General features: G+C 71.8%; 12 protein-coding genes. 7 read left to right on the forward strand and 5 right to left on the reverse strand.

Annotated features, from left to right (window positions below):
- Nucleotides 1–22: 22 nt before the first annotated feature.
- The 3 genes from ACZ4O3_RS33605 (at nt 23) to ACZ4O3_RS33615 (ending at nt 3,155) form a co-directional block, all read left to right on the forward strand.
- Nucleotides 23–643, forward strand: a complete 621-nt coding sequence (locus ACZ4O3_RS33605; RefSeq protein ID WP_362717038.1) for a histidine phosphatase family protein — start codon at nt 23–25, stop codon at nt 641–643.
- Nucleotides 644–709: 66 nt separating this feature from the next.
- Nucleotides 710–889 (forward strand): DUF6480 family protein, encoded by a 180-nt coding sequence (locus ACZ4O3_RS33610; protein WP_362717041.1) that lies wholly within the window; start codon nt 710–712, stop codon nt 887–889.
- 106 nt (nt 890–995) lie between these two features.
- Nucleotides 996–3,155 (forward strand): ATP-binding SpoIIE family protein phosphatase, encoded by a 2,160-nt coding sequence (locus ACZ4O3_RS33615; RefSeq protein ID WP_467725857.1) that lies wholly within the window; start codon nt 996–998, stop codon nt 3,153–3,155.
- 21 nt (nt 3,156–3,176) lie between these two features.
- Here ACZ4O3_RS33615 and ACZ4O3_RS33620 read toward each other — a convergent pair whose 3' ends face one another.
- Entirely contained in the window at nt 3,177–4,361 is a 1,185-nt protein-coding gene (locus ACZ4O3_RS33620; RefSeq protein WP_467725858.1) for a beta-ketoacyl-[acyl-carrier-protein] synthase family protein, read from the reverse strand.
- Nucleotides 4,362–4,670: 309 nt separating this feature from the next.
- Here ACZ4O3_RS33620 and nhaA point away from each other — a divergent pair, with 309 nt between their 5' ends.
- The 4 genes from nhaA (at nt 4,671) to ACZ4O3_RS33640 (ending at nt 10,321) form a co-directional block, all read left to right on the forward strand.
- Nucleotides 4,671–6,581, forward strand: coding sequence for a Na+/H+ antiporter NhaA (gene nhaA, locus ACZ4O3_RS33625; protein ID WP_362717048.1), 1,911 nt, complete (start codon nt 4,671–4,673; stop codon nt 6,579–6,581).
- Between the two features lie 145 nt (nt 6,582–6,726).
- The gene (locus tag ACZ4O3_RS33630; protein ID WP_467725860.1) at nt 6,727–8,331 is read left to right on the forward strand and encodes an adenosine deaminase family protein; all 1,605 of its coding nucleotides are present in this window, start codon (nt 6,727–6,729) and stop codon (nt 8,329–8,331) included.
- Nucleotides 8,332–8,460: 129 nt separating this feature from the next.
- Nucleotides 8,461–9,774 carry a preprotein translocase subunit SecY gene (gene secY, locus ACZ4O3_RS33635; RefSeq protein WP_362728438.1) on the forward strand — a complete coding sequence of 438 codons (1,314 nt, stop codon included), beginning with the start codon at nt 8,461–8,463 and terminating at the stop codon, nt 9,772–9,774.
- Nucleotides 9,775–9,859: 85 nt separating this feature from the next.
- A complete protein-coding gene (locus ACZ4O3_RS33640) occupies nt 9,860–10,321 on the forward strand; it encodes a GreA/GreB family elongation factor (protein WP_362728436.1) in 462 nt (153 codons plus the stop codon).
- A 6-nt stretch (nt 10,322–10,327) separates the two neighbouring features.
- On the opposite strand, the gene ACZ4O3_RS33645 is transcribed toward ACZ4O3_RS33640, so the two are convergent.
- The 4 genes from ACZ4O3_RS33645 to ACZ4O3_RS33660 form a co-directional block, all read right to left on the reverse strand.
- Nucleotides 10,328–11,065 carry a DUF3566 domain-containing protein gene (locus ACZ4O3_RS33645; protein ID WP_467725863.1) on the reverse strand — a complete coding sequence of 246 codons (738 nt, stop codon included), beginning with the start codon at nt 11,063–11,065 and terminating at the stop codon, nt 10,328–10,330.
- A 242-nt stretch (nt 11,066–11,307) separates the two neighbouring features.
- Nucleotides 11,308–13,368: a galactose-binding domain-containing protein gene (locus ACZ4O3_RS33650; protein WP_467725864.1), complete on the reverse strand. Its 2,061-nt coding sequence runs from the start codon at nt 13,366–13,368 to the stop codon at nt 11,308–11,310.
- Between the two features lie 133 nt (nt 13,369–13,501).
- Entirely contained in the window at nt 13,502–14,728 is a 1,227-nt protein-coding gene (locus ACZ4O3_RS33655) for an aminotransferase class V-fold PLP-dependent enzyme (protein WP_467725865.1), read from the reverse strand.
- A gap of 102 nt (nt 14,729–14,830) precedes the next feature.
- Nucleotides 14,831–16,309 (reverse strand): glutamate-cysteine ligase family protein, encoded by a 1,479-nt coding sequence (locus ACZ4O3_RS33660; protein WP_362728797.1) that lies wholly within the window; start codon nt 16,307–16,309, stop codon nt 14,831–14,833.
- Between the last annotated feature and the right edge of the window lie 79 nt (nt 16,310–16,388).

Genomic DNA, 16,388 nt, shown 5'->3' on the forward strand with positions numbered 1-16,388 from the left:
GGCCAGGAAAGAGGTAGGTCCCATGACGATCCACCTGACGCTTCTGTGTGCTCCCGGCGGCGACGCCACCGTGGACCCGCTGCTCGGTGACGCCCATCTGAGTGACCAGGCCCTGCACCTGGCGGAATATGCGAGAGCGGTGCTCTCTCCCCACGAGCCGGCCGTCCGGACGCCCTCCGTCCGCTGTTCGGAGACCGCCGACGCCATCGGCCTGGCGGCCTCGTCCGAACCCATGCTGCGCGATCTCGACGTGGGCAGCTGGCGCGGCCGCACGGTCCGTGACATCGCCGCGACCGATCCCGACGGGTTCAGCGCCTGGCGCACGGATCCGGATGCCGCCCCGCACGGCGGGGAGTCGGTACGGCAGCTCTGCCGCCGGTCGGCGGACTGGCTGGGCAGCGTGGCGCAGGACACGGGCCACGCGGTGGCCATCGCCGAGGCGGCCGTCATCCGGGCGGTGCTCGTCCACGCCCTCGCGGTACCTGCACGAGCCTTCTGGCACCTCCCCGTACCGGCCCTGTCCGCGGCCTTCCTCACCCGGCGGGACGAGGGCTGGGACGTCCGGTTCGGCTCGGCCTGGCCCCAGGGGTCCCGGACGCGTCTGGGCTTCGTACCGAAGCCGGCCTCCAGCGGCTGCGGATAGGGGTCCGGCACCGGCCGCCGACGGTCCGGGGATGCGCCGTCGACATCCCCGTACGAGCATGGGGTTATGGCATATCCACTCGTCCCCCCAGGGGAGACCCCGCCGGCCGAAGGCTGTACGGCGGAGGCGCACGAGGAACGCGCGGACGGCGGCGCATGGGAGCACCCCGGCCTGTGGCTGGGGCTGATTCTCATCGGCGTCGCGGTCGTCGCCGCGTACTTCATCGCACGCATCTTCCCCATGTGAGCCGTCAGCGGTCCTGAGCAGCCTCCGTCGGAGCAGACCCGGTGCGAGCCTGCCCGGAGGCGTGGGCGCGTGATCGGCAGGTGCGGGCGAATGCTGAGGGAGCCGTATGGACTCCACGCCCTCCCCCTCGTCCTCTTCGCCGTTCGACATGGTCAGCAGCGCGCTGGGGCGCTACGTGCCGCGCGGTGGGACGGCGCCCGCCGGCAACGGCGACGGACCCGCCGGTCACGCCATGCGCCGGCGTCCGGCCGACGACCCCGCGGCCGGGCGTCAGGACCAGATCCTCGGCGTCGTCAACCTGGACAAGGACCTCAAGGTCATCCGCCGCAATCTGGACGCCCCCGTGTTCGAGGGGCTGGACGCCGTGCCAGGGAGTCCCTTCGTCGGTCTGCTGCCCCCCGGGGACGTTCCGACGGTCACGCGGCGGCTGCGGCAGGTGCTGGACACCGGTGAGGCGCACGTCGCCCGGATCCAGCGCCTGCGGCGCGGAGACGGTTCGGAGCTTGTGGTCTCGCTGAGCATCCTGCCCGCCGCGGCCCCCCAGGAGGGGCTGACCGTCTCCCTGATCGCCATGGCCACGCGACTGCATCTGTACGCCGCCGAGACCGCGATCGGCACCTCCCTGGACATAGGCGAGACCGCGCAGTCACTGGCGGAGTCCCTGCTGGCCTGGGGGGACGTGGCCGCCGTCGACCTCGACTTCACCGTGTGGACGGGCGAGGGGGTCACCGGTCAGGCACAGGGGCGCATCCGGCTGCGACGGGCCGCCCTGGTGCCGGACCGGGCCTGGCCCCCGGGCTATGTGACCCCGGGTGACGACCTGCCGGGCGACGCGAGCCGGCTGCTGACCCAGGCGGTACGGCGGGACGACGCCCCGCAGGCCATCGTCATCCCCGACCGGAAGGCGGTCGAGCGGGTGCTCGGCGACCCGCGGGTGATGCGGGCCCTGGTGCCCGGCGACCGGTCGGCCGGTGTGGCGTGCATACCCCTGGTCCTGGACGGGACGCCGCCCGTCGTGCTGGGCGTGGTGGAGGTCTGGCGGCGGGCGGACCGTCCGTTCCGCGACAGCGAGCTTTTCGACCTGCAGGAACTGGTCGCAAGGACCGCCCACCACGTCGACCTGGCCCGTCAGCACCAGCGCGAACACAAGCAGGTGCTGGCCCTGCAGCGCCGGCTGCTGCCACGGACCGGCGGCGACACGATCGAGATCGCCAGTGTCTACCAGCCGGCCACGCCGGACAGCGCGGGCGTCGGCGGCGACTGGGTGAACAGCTTTCCGCTGCCGGACGGCCGTACCGCGCTGGTGGTCGGAGACGTCGTCGGGCACGGTCTGGGAGCCGCGGCGGCCATGGGCCAGCTGAGCATGGAGGCCCGTGCGCTGCTCTCCGCGGGGCTGGCTCCGGACGAGGTGCTGGAACGCCTGGACGAGACCGTGACGCTGCTGGACGACGCCGAGTCCGGACTGGCGGCCGGCTACAGCGCCCTCGGGTCGACCTGCTGCATCGCTCTCTACGACCCGGTCCGCCACAGCGTCGCGCTGGCCAGCGCCGGCCACCTTCCCCCGATCCTGGTCTCCCCCGACGGGCGGGCGAGCACGCTCGGGGTCCGTCCGCATCCCGGCCTGGGCGCCGAGTTCGCGCTGCGCGAGCCGTTCGACGTACACATGTTCGACGTACCACCCGGGTCCCTGCTCGCCCTCTACACGGACGGTCTCGTGGAGGATCCGAGCGTGTCGATCGACGAGGGCATCGGCGCGCTGGCGGACGCCGTGTCCACCGTGCACCCCTGGGACGGCCTGCAACAGGCCGCGCGGCACGTGGTCGCCGCCCTGGCGCCTCCTCACCAGCGCGACGACGTGAGCCTGCTGCTGGCGCGGATGATCGGCTATCGCAAGGGGGACACCGCGACCTGGCGGCTGCCCGCCCGCGACGACGCGCCCGCCCGGGCCCGCGCGCACGTCTTCGCGCAGCTGGGGCGATGGAGCACCCGGGACGACACCCGCGACAACGTGATGCTGCTGACCAGCGAGCTGGTCACGAACGCGGTGCGCTTCGCCACCGGTCCCCTCACGGTACGGCTGATCAGGATCGGCCACGGCCTGCTGGTCGAGGTGGGCGACACCGGTAACGGCAGGCCCCGGCTGAGCCGTGGCGGCCCTTTCGACGACGGCGGCCGCGGGCTGCACGTCGTGCACAAGCTCACCACCCGCTGGGGGGTGCGCTGGACGGACGCCGGCAAGGTGGTCTGGGCGGAGGTCGTGAGATGACCGGGCCCGGGCAGCCGGGCCCTACAGCCACTCCCCTTCCAGGGCGGTCGCGCTGAGGCCCGGGGCGGCCGCGTACAGGACCGCGCGACTGCCCGGCCTCTGTCCGGCGTCGTACGCCCGGCGCATGATGTCGAACACGGCGGCGCCTCCGCGGTTGCCGGTGGTGTAGCTGTCGCGGCTGAAGTCCAGCAGGCCCGACGGCCACGCGTCGGGCATCGTCTGTTCCATGTACTCCAGCACCCGGGTTCCGCCGGGGTGCGCGAGCAGCACGTCGGGGTGCCATGAGTCGGGGTCGTCCTGGTACCGGACGCGCAGCCACTCCCACATCGCGGTCACCGTCTCCTGCACGGCACGCGGCCCGCGCCGGTCCATCACGAAGTGGGTGCCGTCGGCCCGCGTCTCCAGGCGGTGCAGGTCCTGTGTCCCCGGCAGGGTGTGGTGCCAGGCGGCGTCCAGTCGCAGCACCGACTCGTGCCGCCGGCGGCCCGTGACCACCGCGGCGACCGCGGTGTCCGCGAACAGCAACCGGACGATCAGGGACTCGAGGGTGTCGTCCGCCGGCTGGTAGGTCGTGCTCAGCGCCTCCGAGATCACGACCAGGACCACCCGGTCGGGGTCCGCGGCCACGAGATCCGCGGCCAGTGCCAGCGAGCGGGTTCCGGCGATGCAGGCCCACTGCGTGGCGGGCAGCAGCATCACGTCCTCCCGGAGCGAGAGCCTGTTGGCCAGGGTGACGTCCAGCCCCGGGAGCGCCGGGGTGGTGGAGTGACTGGTGATCAGGCAGTCGACGTCCGAGACGTCCAGACCGGCGCTCTGCAGGGCTCCGCGCGCCGCGCGCTCCCCGTAGGACTGCACCGCCTCCCAGGCGGGCGCGGTGCGCTCCTGGACGGTCTGCGGCGCGGGTATCGCCTCCAGGGCGGCGATCACGCGGTCCACGTCCTGCTGGGTGAACCCTTCGCGCGCCAGGGCCTCTTGGGCCGGCGTGCTGCCGACGGCCCGCAGAGCACCGCCCTTGCCGGGCGCGACGGCGGCCTCCAGCGGCAGCATCCACCCGCGGCTCGTTATCCCCGTACTGGCCGCGATGCCGTCGATCCGTGGTGCCCACGCCGCATGCGGATGCCGGTCGCGCACCTCCGTCACGATCTGGCTGGTTTCCACGGTGTGCTCTCCGTGTATGACGGCAGGAGGGCAGAGGTATGCGGCCATGATGAGACACCTTTCGAATGAAAAGGGACAAATGTCGCGAATGCCGTGCTCTGGGTCACTGTGGAACGCCCAAGAGGTCGGCGACTGGCTCCACTTCGAGCACCGGCCGCCGCATCGAGCATGGAGGGTAAAGGGACATTTCTGCTGTGATGCAGACAACTCAGACGGCCATGGGTTCACGTGACAAGTCACACACCCCGGAAGCCGAGGCCCTCAGGCCCGTGCCGGGTCCCCACCTGACCCGCCGTCAGTCGGGCCGGATGCCGCGCCGTTCGTGAGCCCTCCGCCGGGCGCGGCGATAATCGGCACGTGAGCGCCTACGAGTCCACCGATGCGTCCCAAGGGCTGGCCACGCGGAGCACCACGCGCTGGCGCTCCTTCGTGCAGACCGAGACCGGCAGTGCCGTACTGCTCCTGGGCGCGGTGTGCGTCGCGCTGTTGTGGGCCAACACCGACCCGCGCTCGTACGACGCCGTGTGGCAGGCGCACTTCACCATCGGCTTCGACACGAAGCACCTGTCGCTGACCCTGCACGAGTGGATCAACGCCGGGCTGATGAGCCTGTTCTTCTTCGTCGTCGGCCTGGAGGCCCGGCACGAGTTCGACATGGGGGAACTGCGCGACCGGCGCTGGGTACTGCTGAGCGCGGTGGCCGGTCTGGGCAGCATGGTCGTTCCGGCGCTGGTCTACCTCGCGTTCAACGCGGGCCGGGACTCCGCGCACGGCTGGGGTACGGCGATGTCGACGGACACCGCCTTCGCGCTGGGCATCCTGGCCGTACTCGGGTCGCGGCTGCCGGCTTCCCTCAGGGCGTTCATCCTGTCCATCTCGGTCGTCGACGACCTGGTCGCGCTCCTGGTGATCGCCGTGTTCTACAGCGACGACATCCACCTGCCCGCGCTCCTGGTGGCCGTGGGCACCCTGCTGGTGATCATGCTGCTGCGGCTGGCGCGCGTCCGGAAGGGGCGGTACTGCGCCGTCCTGTCGGTGGTCGTGTGGGTGGCGCTGCACGAGGCCGGGGTGGACCCGGTCGTGACCGGGCTGGCCGTCGGCGCCCTGATCGTGGCCTATCCGGCGCCGCGCGAGGATCTGGAGCAGGCCAGTCGTCTCTTCCGCCTGTTCCGGGAACAGCCCACACCGGAGCTGCAGCGCTCGGCCGTACAGGGCCTGACCGCGGCGATCTCCCCGAACGAGCGGCTGGAACAGAGGTTCCTGCCGTGGGTGAGCTTCGGCATCGTGCCGCTGTTCGCGCTGGCCAACGCGGGCATCGAGCTGAACGGTGCGAAGCTGGCCGAGGCGTTCACCTCGCCGATCACGCTGGGTATCGTGTGCGGCTGCGTGGCGGGCAAGGTGATCGGGCTGGTGGGGTCCATGGCGGCCGCGCGGCTGCTGTCCGGAGGACGGCTGCGGCCCGGTGTCGGCTGGGGCTCGGTCACCGCGGGCGGCGCGATCGCCGGAGCGGCCTTCACGGTGTCCCTGCTGATCGCCTCGCTGGCCTTCGAGGGCGAGGAACTGGACCAGGCGCGCATCGGCATCCTCGCCACGCTGATCGGCGCCTTCGCGGCGAGCTGGGCGGTCACCGGCGTGGTCAACCTGCTGCCCGCCGCCCGCCGGGCCCGGGCTCTGCTGGGCAACACCGATCCGCTGACCGACCTCGCGGTCGCGGTAGACGTGCGCCACGACCGTGTCCGCGGCCCCGAACGGGCGGCGGTCACCCTGGTCGAGTACGGCGACTTCGAGTGCCCCTACTGCGGCCAGGCCGAGGCGGTGGTGCGGGAGTTGCTGGGCACCGACGCCGACGTCCGCTACGTGTGGCGGCACCTGCCGCTCACCGACGTCCACCCGAACGCGCAACTGGCGGCGGAAGCATCGGAAGCCGCCGCCCGCCAGGGGCGGTTCTGGGACATGCACGACCTGCTGCTGGAGAGGCAGGACGCTCTCGGCGCACGCGACCTGCTGCGGTACGCCGAGGAACTCGGCCTGGACGCGGCGCGGTTCCGGCGGGACCTGGAACAGCGGCGCGGAGCCCCCAGGGTGGCCGAGGACGTGGACTCCGCGGACCTCAGCAGCGTCTCCGGTACGCCCACCTTCTTCATCAACGGCCGACGTCACCACGGCGCCTACGACATCCAGACGCTGGCGGCGGCCGTCGACTACGCCCGGCAGCGCGCACTGGCGGAGCACGCGGGCGCAGCCCGGACGAAACCGGCGACGGACTGAGCGGCTGAGCGTCCCGGCGCATTCCACGGCACGGCACGGCGCCGCGGTCACGGCCGGGGGCGCGGCTGCGCCCGCACGGGTGACTCCGTCGTGCCCACCGCGCGGCACCCGGGTCCGGCCGGGCCGACCTGATGATCATCTGAGTGTGACGACCTATCACGGCCCCCGTGCCGCGCACCCCGCACGCCGCACGGCGCTCTCCGCCGGACTCGGCGCCCTCTCGCTGCTCTGCCTCGCGTCTCTGTCGGCCGCACCGTCCGCGACCGCGCACGAGGGGTCCGTCACGGGGGCGCCCCGGCCGATGACGGCCGCCGAGGCGCGTACGGCCGCGTACCTGGAGTCGATCCGCAACGACCCAAGGCTGCTGCGTGGTTTCTTCCGGCATCTGCCCAAGGGCGGCGACCTGCACAACCACCTCTCCGGAGCGGTCAGGACCGAGTACCTGATCGAGCTCGCGGCCGAGGACGCACTGTGCGTCGACACGGCCACACTGACCGCCGTCGTACCGCCGTGCGGCCCCGGCACCCGGCCGGCCGCCGACGCCCGCACCGACCACGACTTCCACGACGCGATCGTGCGGGCCTGGTCGATGCAGGACTTCCCGCCGGACCAGAACGGTCACGACCACTTCTTCGACACGTTCAACAAGTTCGGCGAGGTGCCGTGGCGCCACCGCGGCAAACTGCTCGCCCAGGTCGCCGACGCGGACGCGGCGCAGAACCAGTTCTACCTGGAGACCATGGTCACCCCCGCCTCCGACGGCGCGCGGCAGCTGGCCGCCGAGGTCGGCTGGGACCCCGACCTGGCCGCCCTGCACGCCAAGCTCGTGGCCGGAGGCAGGCTCGACAGGGTCGTGGCCGACGCACTCAAGGAGGCCGACGACGGTGACGCCGAGTTCCGTACCGCCGCCCGCTGCGGCACCAGCCGGCCCCGCCCGGGCTGTGCGCTGACCGTCCGCTGGATCTCACAGGTCAACCGCGGCAGTTCGCCGGAGCGTGTCTTCACGCAGCTGGCCCTCGGCATGCGGCTCGCCGAGCGCGACTCCCGGTTCGTCGCCGTCAACCTCGTCCAGCCCGAGGACTGGGACAGCTCGCTGGCCGGCTACAGCCTGCAGATGCGCATGATCAACTACCTGCGCACCGTCTACCCGAAGGCCCACGTCACCCTGCACGCGGGGGAGTTGTGGCCCGGACTGGTCAAGCCCGAGGACCTGAAGTTCCACATCGCGGAGGCCGTGAACGTCGCCGGCACCGAGCGCGTCGGCCACGGCGTCGACCTGGTCCACGAGGACGGCTGGCAGCAGACGGCCCGGACGATGGCCGCCCGCGAGATCGCCGTCGAGGTGCCGTTCACCAGCAACGCGCAGATCCTCGGCGTGCGCGGCGCCGACCACCCCTTCGAGACCTACCGTTCCTACGGCGTACCGGTCGTCCTGGCCACCGACGACCCCGGCGTCTCCCGTATCGACGTGACCCATGAGTACCAGTACGCCGCCCGGACCTACGGCCTGACCTACCCCGAGCTGAAGGACCTGGCCCGCGCCTCCCTGGAGTACGCCTTCCTCCCCGGCCGGAGCCTGTGGCAGGGCAACCCCACCCGCGACGGCTACCGCCCCGCGACCGCCTGCGCCGGCCAGTTGCCCGGCAGCGGCCGCACCCCGGCCGCGGACTGCCGCCGGCTCCTCGCCGGCAGCGCGAAGGCCGCCGTCCAGTGGCGGCAGGAGACCGCCTACGCCTCCTTCGAGCGGTGAGCGGGGGACGCGCACCCGGCCGGTGTGAGCCCATCGGCTGCAAATTCGGTTGAACAGGTGTCGGGCGACGCATGGTGAGTCATTCATGTGTCGCCCGGACCGATCAGGACAAGGGGTGCAGGAGGCACCGTGCTCACCGCGTTCGTCAATGCCTTCAAGACGCCCGACCTGCGTAAGAAGCTGCTCTTCACGTTGGGCGTCATCGTGCTCTACCGGATCGGCACCCACGTCCCGATCCCCGGCGTCAACTACCGAGCCGTCCAGACGTGTGTGAACGAGGCGTCCGGCAACCAGGGTCTGTTCGGACTGGTCAACCTCTTCAGCGGGGGCGCGCTGCTGCAGATCACGGTCTTCGCGCTCGGCATCCTGCCGTACATCACCGCCAGCATCATCCTTCAGCTGCTGACCGTGGTCATCCCGCGCCTGGAGGCCATGAAGAAGGAAGGCCAGGCCGGCACGACGAAGATCACCCAGTACACCCGCTACCTGACGGTGGCCCTCGCCGTCCTGCAGGGCACCGGCCTGGTGGCCACCGCCCGCAGCGGCGCCCTCTTCTCCGGCTGCTCGGTCGCCGCCGGCATCATCCCGGACCGGTCCGTCTTCACCACCATCACGATGGTGATCTGCATGACCTCCGGCACCGCCCTCGTCATGTGGCTCGGCGAGCTGGTCACCGACCGCGGCATCGGCAACGGCATGTCGATCCTGATGTTCATCTCGATCGCCGCCTCGTTCCCGTCGGCGCTGTGGGCCATCAAGAAGCAGGGCACCCTGGCGGGCGGCTGGATCGAGTTCGGCTCGGTCATCCTCGTCGGCCTCGCCATGGTCGGCCTGGTCGTCTTCGTCGAGCAGGCCCAGCGCAGGATCCCGGTCCAGTACGCCAAGCGCATGATCGGCCGCCGGGCCTACGGCGGCACCTCGACCTACATCCCCGTGAAGGTGAACCAGGCGGGCGTGATCCCGGTCATCTTCGCCTCCTCGCTGCTGTCGATCCCGGCCCTGGTCGCACAGTTCTCGGGCGGCGACTCCGTCTGGAAGCGGTGGATCGCCCAGAACCTGACCAAGGGCGACCATCCCGTCTACATCATCCTGTACTTCCTGCTGATCGTGTTCTTCGCGTTCTTCTACGTCTCCATCTCCTTCAACCCGGAGGACGTCGCGGACAACATGAAGCAGTACGGCGGCTTCATCCCCGGCATCCGGGCCGGGCGGCCGACCGCGACGTACCTGTCGTACGTGCTCAACCGGATCACCTGGCCGGGTTCGCTGTACCTGGGGGTGATCGCCCTGGTCCCGACCATCGCGCTGGTCGGGTTCGGGGCGAGCCAGAACTTCCCGTTCGGCGGCACCAGCATCCTCATCATCGTGGGTGTCGGCCTGGAGACCGTGAAGCAGATCGAGAGCCAGCTCCAGCAGCGCAGCTACGAAGGCTTCCTCCGCTGACCCCCGACCGGACAAAATCGATAAAATCGGTACGACGTGCGGTCCGGACTCCGACTTCAGTCATCCCGTCATCGAAGGAGTGGCCATGGGTGGGCCTGAACCGATCAGCGCCGAGGGCCGTCGCGCGCTGGAGCAGCAGCTGGCCGATCTCCACGCCGAGCGGCAGGACGTCGCCGCGACGCTGGTCGGCGACGACTCCCCGGGCGACCACGCGGACCAGGCCGACGAGTTGCAGCGGGCCGACGAACTGCGGCGCCTGGACGCCCGCATCGAGGACATCACGCTGCGGCTGCACCAGGCGGTGGCCGCCGGGCCGGCCCCCGCGGGCGTGGTCGGTGTCGGCAGCACCGTCACCGTGCGGTTCACGGACGGCGCGGTGCAGAGCGTCGCGATCGGCGAGATCGCCTCCGCGGCCGACGAGAACCTGGTGACGGAGGACAGTCCCCTCGGGCGTGCGCTGCTCGGGCATCGGGTCGGCGACACCGTCAGCTTCGAGACACCCCAGGGCAGCGCGCACGCCACCGTGGTGTCGCTGGGCGACTCCTAGGGCGTGTCACTCCCCCTGGCCGGTGTCCGGCGTGACGGGGGCCGCCTGGTCGGCCGGGGCGGCGGGCTCCCCGCGCCGGAGGACGGTGAACCTGGCCGGCAGCCGCCGCACCGCGCCGATCACCCAGGCCTGGGTGTGCGCGCGGAGGTAGCGGCGGGCGCGGACGTGGGCGCGGTCCACGGCCAACTGAGCCCTGGAGCCCGCCTCGGTGGGCCCGAGGTCGTTGGTGAGGGAGATTTCGAGACCGCCGTTGTACGGGGCGGTCAGGTTGTACAGAAAGGTGGTCAGGGCGGCCAGACACGAGCCCAGGACGACCTCGAGGACGATGACGCTGAAGGCGATGGTCAGGAACGTGCTCAGCCGGGGCAGGGCGTCCGGTGCGAGGAGCGCGGCCAGACCCCAGGCGGCGACCGAGGCGAGGACGGTGAGGACGCCGAGACCGCCGAGGAGCAGGAAGCTCATCACCGTCACGGACCAGGGCTGTGCCTCCGATATCCGCATGCGCATCGTCCGCGGCCGGGACCTGCGGGCCGGCGCGGGGCGGTCCGGTATGGACTCACGCCGTGCGACGGCCGTCGCCGCGGTCCCGGTGCGACCGGGCGCGGTGGCGTCGCCGTCCCGGCCGTGCGGCGCGGGTCCCGGCCCGGCGGCGCGGCTCTTCCGCTCCGTTTCGACGGTTGCGTCGAGCCCGGACGTGGCCCGCTTGCGGGAGGTGTTACGGGTCCTGCGCTTGGCGCGACTCATACGTGTCTCCCTGAGTGGCCCGGCAGCCTCGCAGGGACTCCTCCCGCATCGGACGGGCCCCCGACGGCCGCCCGGCGGCCGGTGGGGGCCTGCTGGTCGTTGCCTTCGACGGTATGGGCTCCCGCGTGACCCTGCACTCCTGGTGGCGCACCCGGGGGTGTCCAGGGCCGGCCGCGGCACGGGCGCGGACCGCGGACGCCCGCGGCGCCGGTGGTGCGTGCGGGCCGCCGGCGAAGGGCGGCTCAGGCGCTGTGGACCCCCACCTCGTACAGCGAGTACCCCCAGCCGGTGCCGCGGGCGAGGCCGTGGACCCGGACGTAGCGGGCCGGGGTCCCGGTGAACCGGGCCGTGTCCAGGCCGCCGTCGCCGGAGGTGGTGGACCAGGCGGTGACCCAGTCCGTGCCGTCGGTGGAGAGCTCGATGCGGTACGACCTGCCGTAGGCGCGCTCCCAGTCCAGCGTCACCCGGGACACCAGGTGGGTGGAGCCCAGGTCGACCTGCCACCACTGGTCCTCGCTCCAGTCGCTGGCCCAGCGCGTGGAGTCGTCGCCGTCGGTGGCACGGCCCGGCTGATAGCTGGTGAACGGGTTCCACTCGGACGAACCGGCGCTCGCCGGCCGTCCCCCGGCGAGGTTCACCGAGGCCTGGTGCCGCTCCGTGGCCCCCCAGGTGCCGAGGTAGGACTCGGCGCCCCGGAAGAGGTCGTCCACCGCGTCCCGGCCGCCGGCCTGCCGGATGTCCTCGATCCAGTCGGGGACCATGCCGACGTGCGCGGCGCCGTCGGTGTTGATGTCGAAGGTGCGCTCGCCGGAGGTCTGCCGGTCGATGACGGAGCCCCCGTCGACGCTCCTGAAGGGGTACGTCACCTTGTTCGCGGCGTCCGCGCCGCGCGGGGCGGGGTGGTCGCCGACGCCGTTGAAGTCGGTGCCGAAGCCGTAGCCCACGCCGTACCTGTCGCGCAGCGCCTTGGTCCGGGCGGCTTCCGCGACGAATCCTTCGGAGCCGTGCATGTACTGGGCGACGAAGCCGCCGAGGGAGTAGACGCGCTCGGTCCAGTTCAGGTCCATCCAGCTGTGCGAGGAGATCACGCCCGGGTAGGACTCGGACTCCAGGATGTCCAGGGCCTGGCCGACGGCCTTGACGCCCATGTGGTCGATCTCCAGCATCATCTTGCGTTTCGTCATGCCGCGCACCGCGTACGCCCCGAGCTCGGTGAGGCCGCGTGTGTTGCACCGGGCGTCCGAGTCGTAGGCGGGAACGGGCACACCCGCCGGGAGGTCCGACTCCGCCTGCGACGAGGCGTTGCCGATGGGGTTGTCGTGCTGCGGGCCGGCGCACTTCTCGGTCTGCCAGAACGTGCCGGTCGACAGGAACTGCCCGACGTTGACGGCCGTTCCGAGGCCACCGGAGTCGAAGCGGACGCCGCACAGCGCGTTGTCGAACTTGTGGCACAGGAACATGGAGCGCACGCCGAGCGCGTACAGCTCGTCCAGCCCCTTGTCGATGTCCGCCTTGCCGCACTGCGGGATGTCGAGGACCTGCTTGCAGCCGAAGGGCTCGGAGGTCTCGACGCCGAGGACGACGGCCAGCTTGCCCTGCTCGACGACCGCGCGTGCCTGCGCGCTGTCGGTGACGATCCGGAACCAGCCCTTGCCGGTGCCGCCGTACATCCGGTCGATGTACGCCTGGAGGTCGTACGTCATCTTCGCCTGCAGCCGGATCGACGTCATCTCGTCGCACCCGCGGTCCTTGAAGGGGTAGACCGAGCAGATCATCCCGTTGGTGACCAGGTCGTCGACGAGCACCCGCTGTCCGCCGCGCCAGGCCCGCTCGACCCAGGCGTAGTAGTCGGCCTGGTGGGTCATCGAGTCGTACGCCGGCCAGTCCTTGAACGTCGGCCAGCCGACCGGGTCGTGCCTGCCGTCGCCGCCGTGGGTGATGTAGTCGAAGAGCGCGAGTGAGCCGTCGGGGTAGTGCTCGGGACAGTCCTTCAGGGCGTCGGCGACCCCGGCCTCGGAGAAGACCTTGCCGCAGATCAGCCTGCCGCCGAAGGCCTCGTTGCCGAACAGGTGGTTGTGCGCGTCGACGAACCCGCGCACCTCGCCCGTGGCGGTGGTGCCGGTGAACGGTTCGCCCGTGACACCGATCTGGACGTCCGGGGCGGGTCGTGCGGCCGGGATCCACCAGTCGCCGCCCGCCGCCGAACTCGGGGTGGGCCCGAGGACCACGGCCAGTACCAGGAGGAGCAGCGACAGCACAGTGACGTTTCTGCGCCTGCGGTACGAGCCTCGAACCTGCGCCACGGCCACATCCCTCGGTCGGCGGGAAGGCGCGGTTGACGGACCCTTGAGGTTGTCATGACCCGCGCAATACCTCGGACGAGGATGGGGCCGCCCGGCTACCGAGTCAAGGGTCCCGAACGCTTGACCCGCGGACTCAACAGCGCGACTGGCGGGCCCAGTTGCCGAGCACGGGCCCACACTTCTCAGCGAAGTACTCGTAGTCGGCCGGGGTGTTGTAGACGTGGGCGGACACGCGGAGGTAGCCGATGCCGCCGAAACTGGTGAAGGCCGCCTCGACGGCGAGTTCGCGGGCCACCCGGTCGCGCAGCGCGTCGGCCTCGATCCGGCTGCGCCCGAGTCCCTCGGGCAGCCGTACCAGACGCATGCCGGGGACGGGCATCCCGACGTCGGCCCGGCTGTCGTCACCGGTGAGCCGGGTGAACGCGGCGCCGATGACGTGGGCCGCGTGGTCCGCGAGGCCGTCCATGTACCGGCGGGCGGCGGCCCAGCCCCAGGTGCGCTCGACGAAGTCGAGGGACGTGGGCGCGGCGAGGTAGGAGGTCGCGTCGAGCGTGCCCTGCTGGTCGAAGCGGTCGGGATAGGGGTCCTCGGCCCCCCAGGAGTCGATCAGCGGGTAGAGCAGGTCCCGCTGGGGTCCGCGGGCGACCAGGGCCGCCGTGCCGCGCGGGGCGCAGCCCCATTTGTGGAAGTTGCCGGTCCAGAAGTCGTAGGTCGCGCCGTCGAGCGGTGCCGCGAGCAGACCGGGCGCGTGGGCGCCGTCCACGAGCATCGCCGCGCCCTGCCGGCGTGCCTCCGCGCCGATCCGCTCGACCGGCAGCCGGCGGGCGGTCGCCGAGGTGATCTGGTCGATCACCACCAGGTCGGTGGCCGGCCCGATCTCGGCGGCCACGGCCTGGTACGCCTCGTCCTCGTCCGCGCCGAGCGGTACCCGCGCCGTGCGCACCCGGCCGCCCCAGCGGCGGGCCAGCCGTTCGGCTCCCATGGTGACGGCCCCGTAGCCGTGGTCGGTGACGACGATCTCGCCGCCACCGCGGCGTGGGAGGACGTTGCAGACCACGCTGGCGCCGGCGCTGGCGTTCGGAACCAGGGCGAGGTCACCGGCGTCGACCTGCAGGAAACCGGCGAGTTCGACGCGGGTGGCGGCGATCCGTTCCGGCAGCTCGGGGAACCACACCACCGGAGCGCGCTCCATCTCGGCGCGCAGCTGTGCCTGCCGCTCCTGTGCCACCAGCGGAACGGCACCGAACGAGCCGTGGTTCAGGTGGGTCAGAGCCGGGTCCAGGGACCACGCGTCGGCGGCGGGTGCGCCGTCGGCCAGCAGCAGGGGGTGCGGCGCGACGGCCACCTCGGTCTCACTCACGTCAGGAAGCCTCCGGGAACACAGCGATCTCCCGGCATCCTGACACGACGCCGCTCGCTCCCCGGGACCGGGTCGGCGCTCGTCCTCAGCCCGCCGCGGCGCTCAGTCCACGGGCCACGTGTGCGCCGCCGCGTTCAGGTGCATGTAGTCCATGTACGCGGTGGTCATGCGGCGCAGCGCCTCCCGGCGGTCGCGGACGCCGGTCCGCTCCAGGTGGTGGACCGTCTCCGCCTGCCACAGGGCACCGTTGCGGCCGTTCACGCAGCGCTGCTCGACGATGCCCAGCATGGGCTCGCGCCAGGAGGCGTCCAGGCCGGCCAGCTCCAGACCCCGGTGCGCCAGCGGCAGCAGGCGCCTGAGCACCAGTTCCGTGACCGGTACCTCGCCCACCCCCGGCCAGTACAGCCGGGCGTCGATGCCGTCCCGGGCCGCGGCGTGCAGGTTCTCCTCGGCGACCGCGAAGGACATCCGCGACCACACCGGACGGTCCTCGTCCACGAGGGCCCGGGTCAGGCCGTAGTAGAACCCGGCGTTGGCGATGATGTCGGCCACGGTGGGGCCGGCCGGCAGGACGCGGTTCTCGATGCGCAGGTGCGGCCCGCCGCCGGTGACGGCGTAGACGGGCCGGTTCCAGCGGTAGATCGTGCCGTTGTGCAGGGTGAGTTCCCCGAGCTGCGGCACGCCCCCGGCGTCCAGCACCCGCCGTGGGTCCTCGTCGTCGCACAGGGGCAGGAGCGCCGGGAAGTAGCGCACGTTCTCCTCGAACAGGTCGAAGACACTGGTGATCCACCGCTCGCCGAACCACACCCGCGGCCGTACCCCCTGCGCCTTGATCTCCTCCGGACGGGTGTCGGTGGCCTGCTCGAACAGGGGGATACGGGTCTCGCGCCACAGTTCCCTGCCGAAGAGGAAGGGCGAGTTGGCGCCGAGGGCGACCTGCACGCCCGCGATCGCCTGAGCCGCGTTCCAGTAGGCCGCGAAGTCCCTGGGAGCCACCTGCAGATGGAACTGGGTGCTGGTGCAGGCGGCCTCCGGGGTGATGGCGTCGGCGTACATCGAAAGGCGCTCCACGCCTTCGAGGCCGATACGCAGGTCCTCGCCGCGCGCCGCGAAGATCTGCTCGTTCAGCAGCCGGTAGCGCGGATCACCGGACAGCGCAGCCTCGCCCACGTCCGGCTCGCCCAGCGTCGGCAGGATCCCGATCATGATCAGGTGGGCCCCCACCGTCGCGGCACGGTCCTCGGCGTGGTTGAGCGCGTCCCGGATGGTCTGCTCCCAGGCTCCGGGGCCACCGGAGGTCAGCTCCCGGGGCGGGATGTCGATCTCCAGGTTGAAACGGCCGAGCTCGCTCGACCAGGCCGGGTCGGCGATCGCCCGCAGCACCTCGGTGTTCCGCATCGCCGGCAGCCCGTCGCCGTCCACCAGGTTGAGCTCGATCTCCATGCCGACCTGGGGGCGCTCACTCTCGAAGCCCGCATCACGCAGCATCTGCGCCAGTACGTCGAGACAGGTGTGCATCTTCTCGCGATACCGGCGCCGGTCCTCCCGTGTGAACACCCGGGCCGGCACATCACGTCCCATCGGGCCCTCCCGGGTCCCCTCGGCGGATGCCTTCCGGGTCCAGCGTCGCACTTCCCGGGCATCCCGGACACTCGCGGCG

The organism is Streptomyces sp. NPDC026515, from assembly GCF_055567595.1.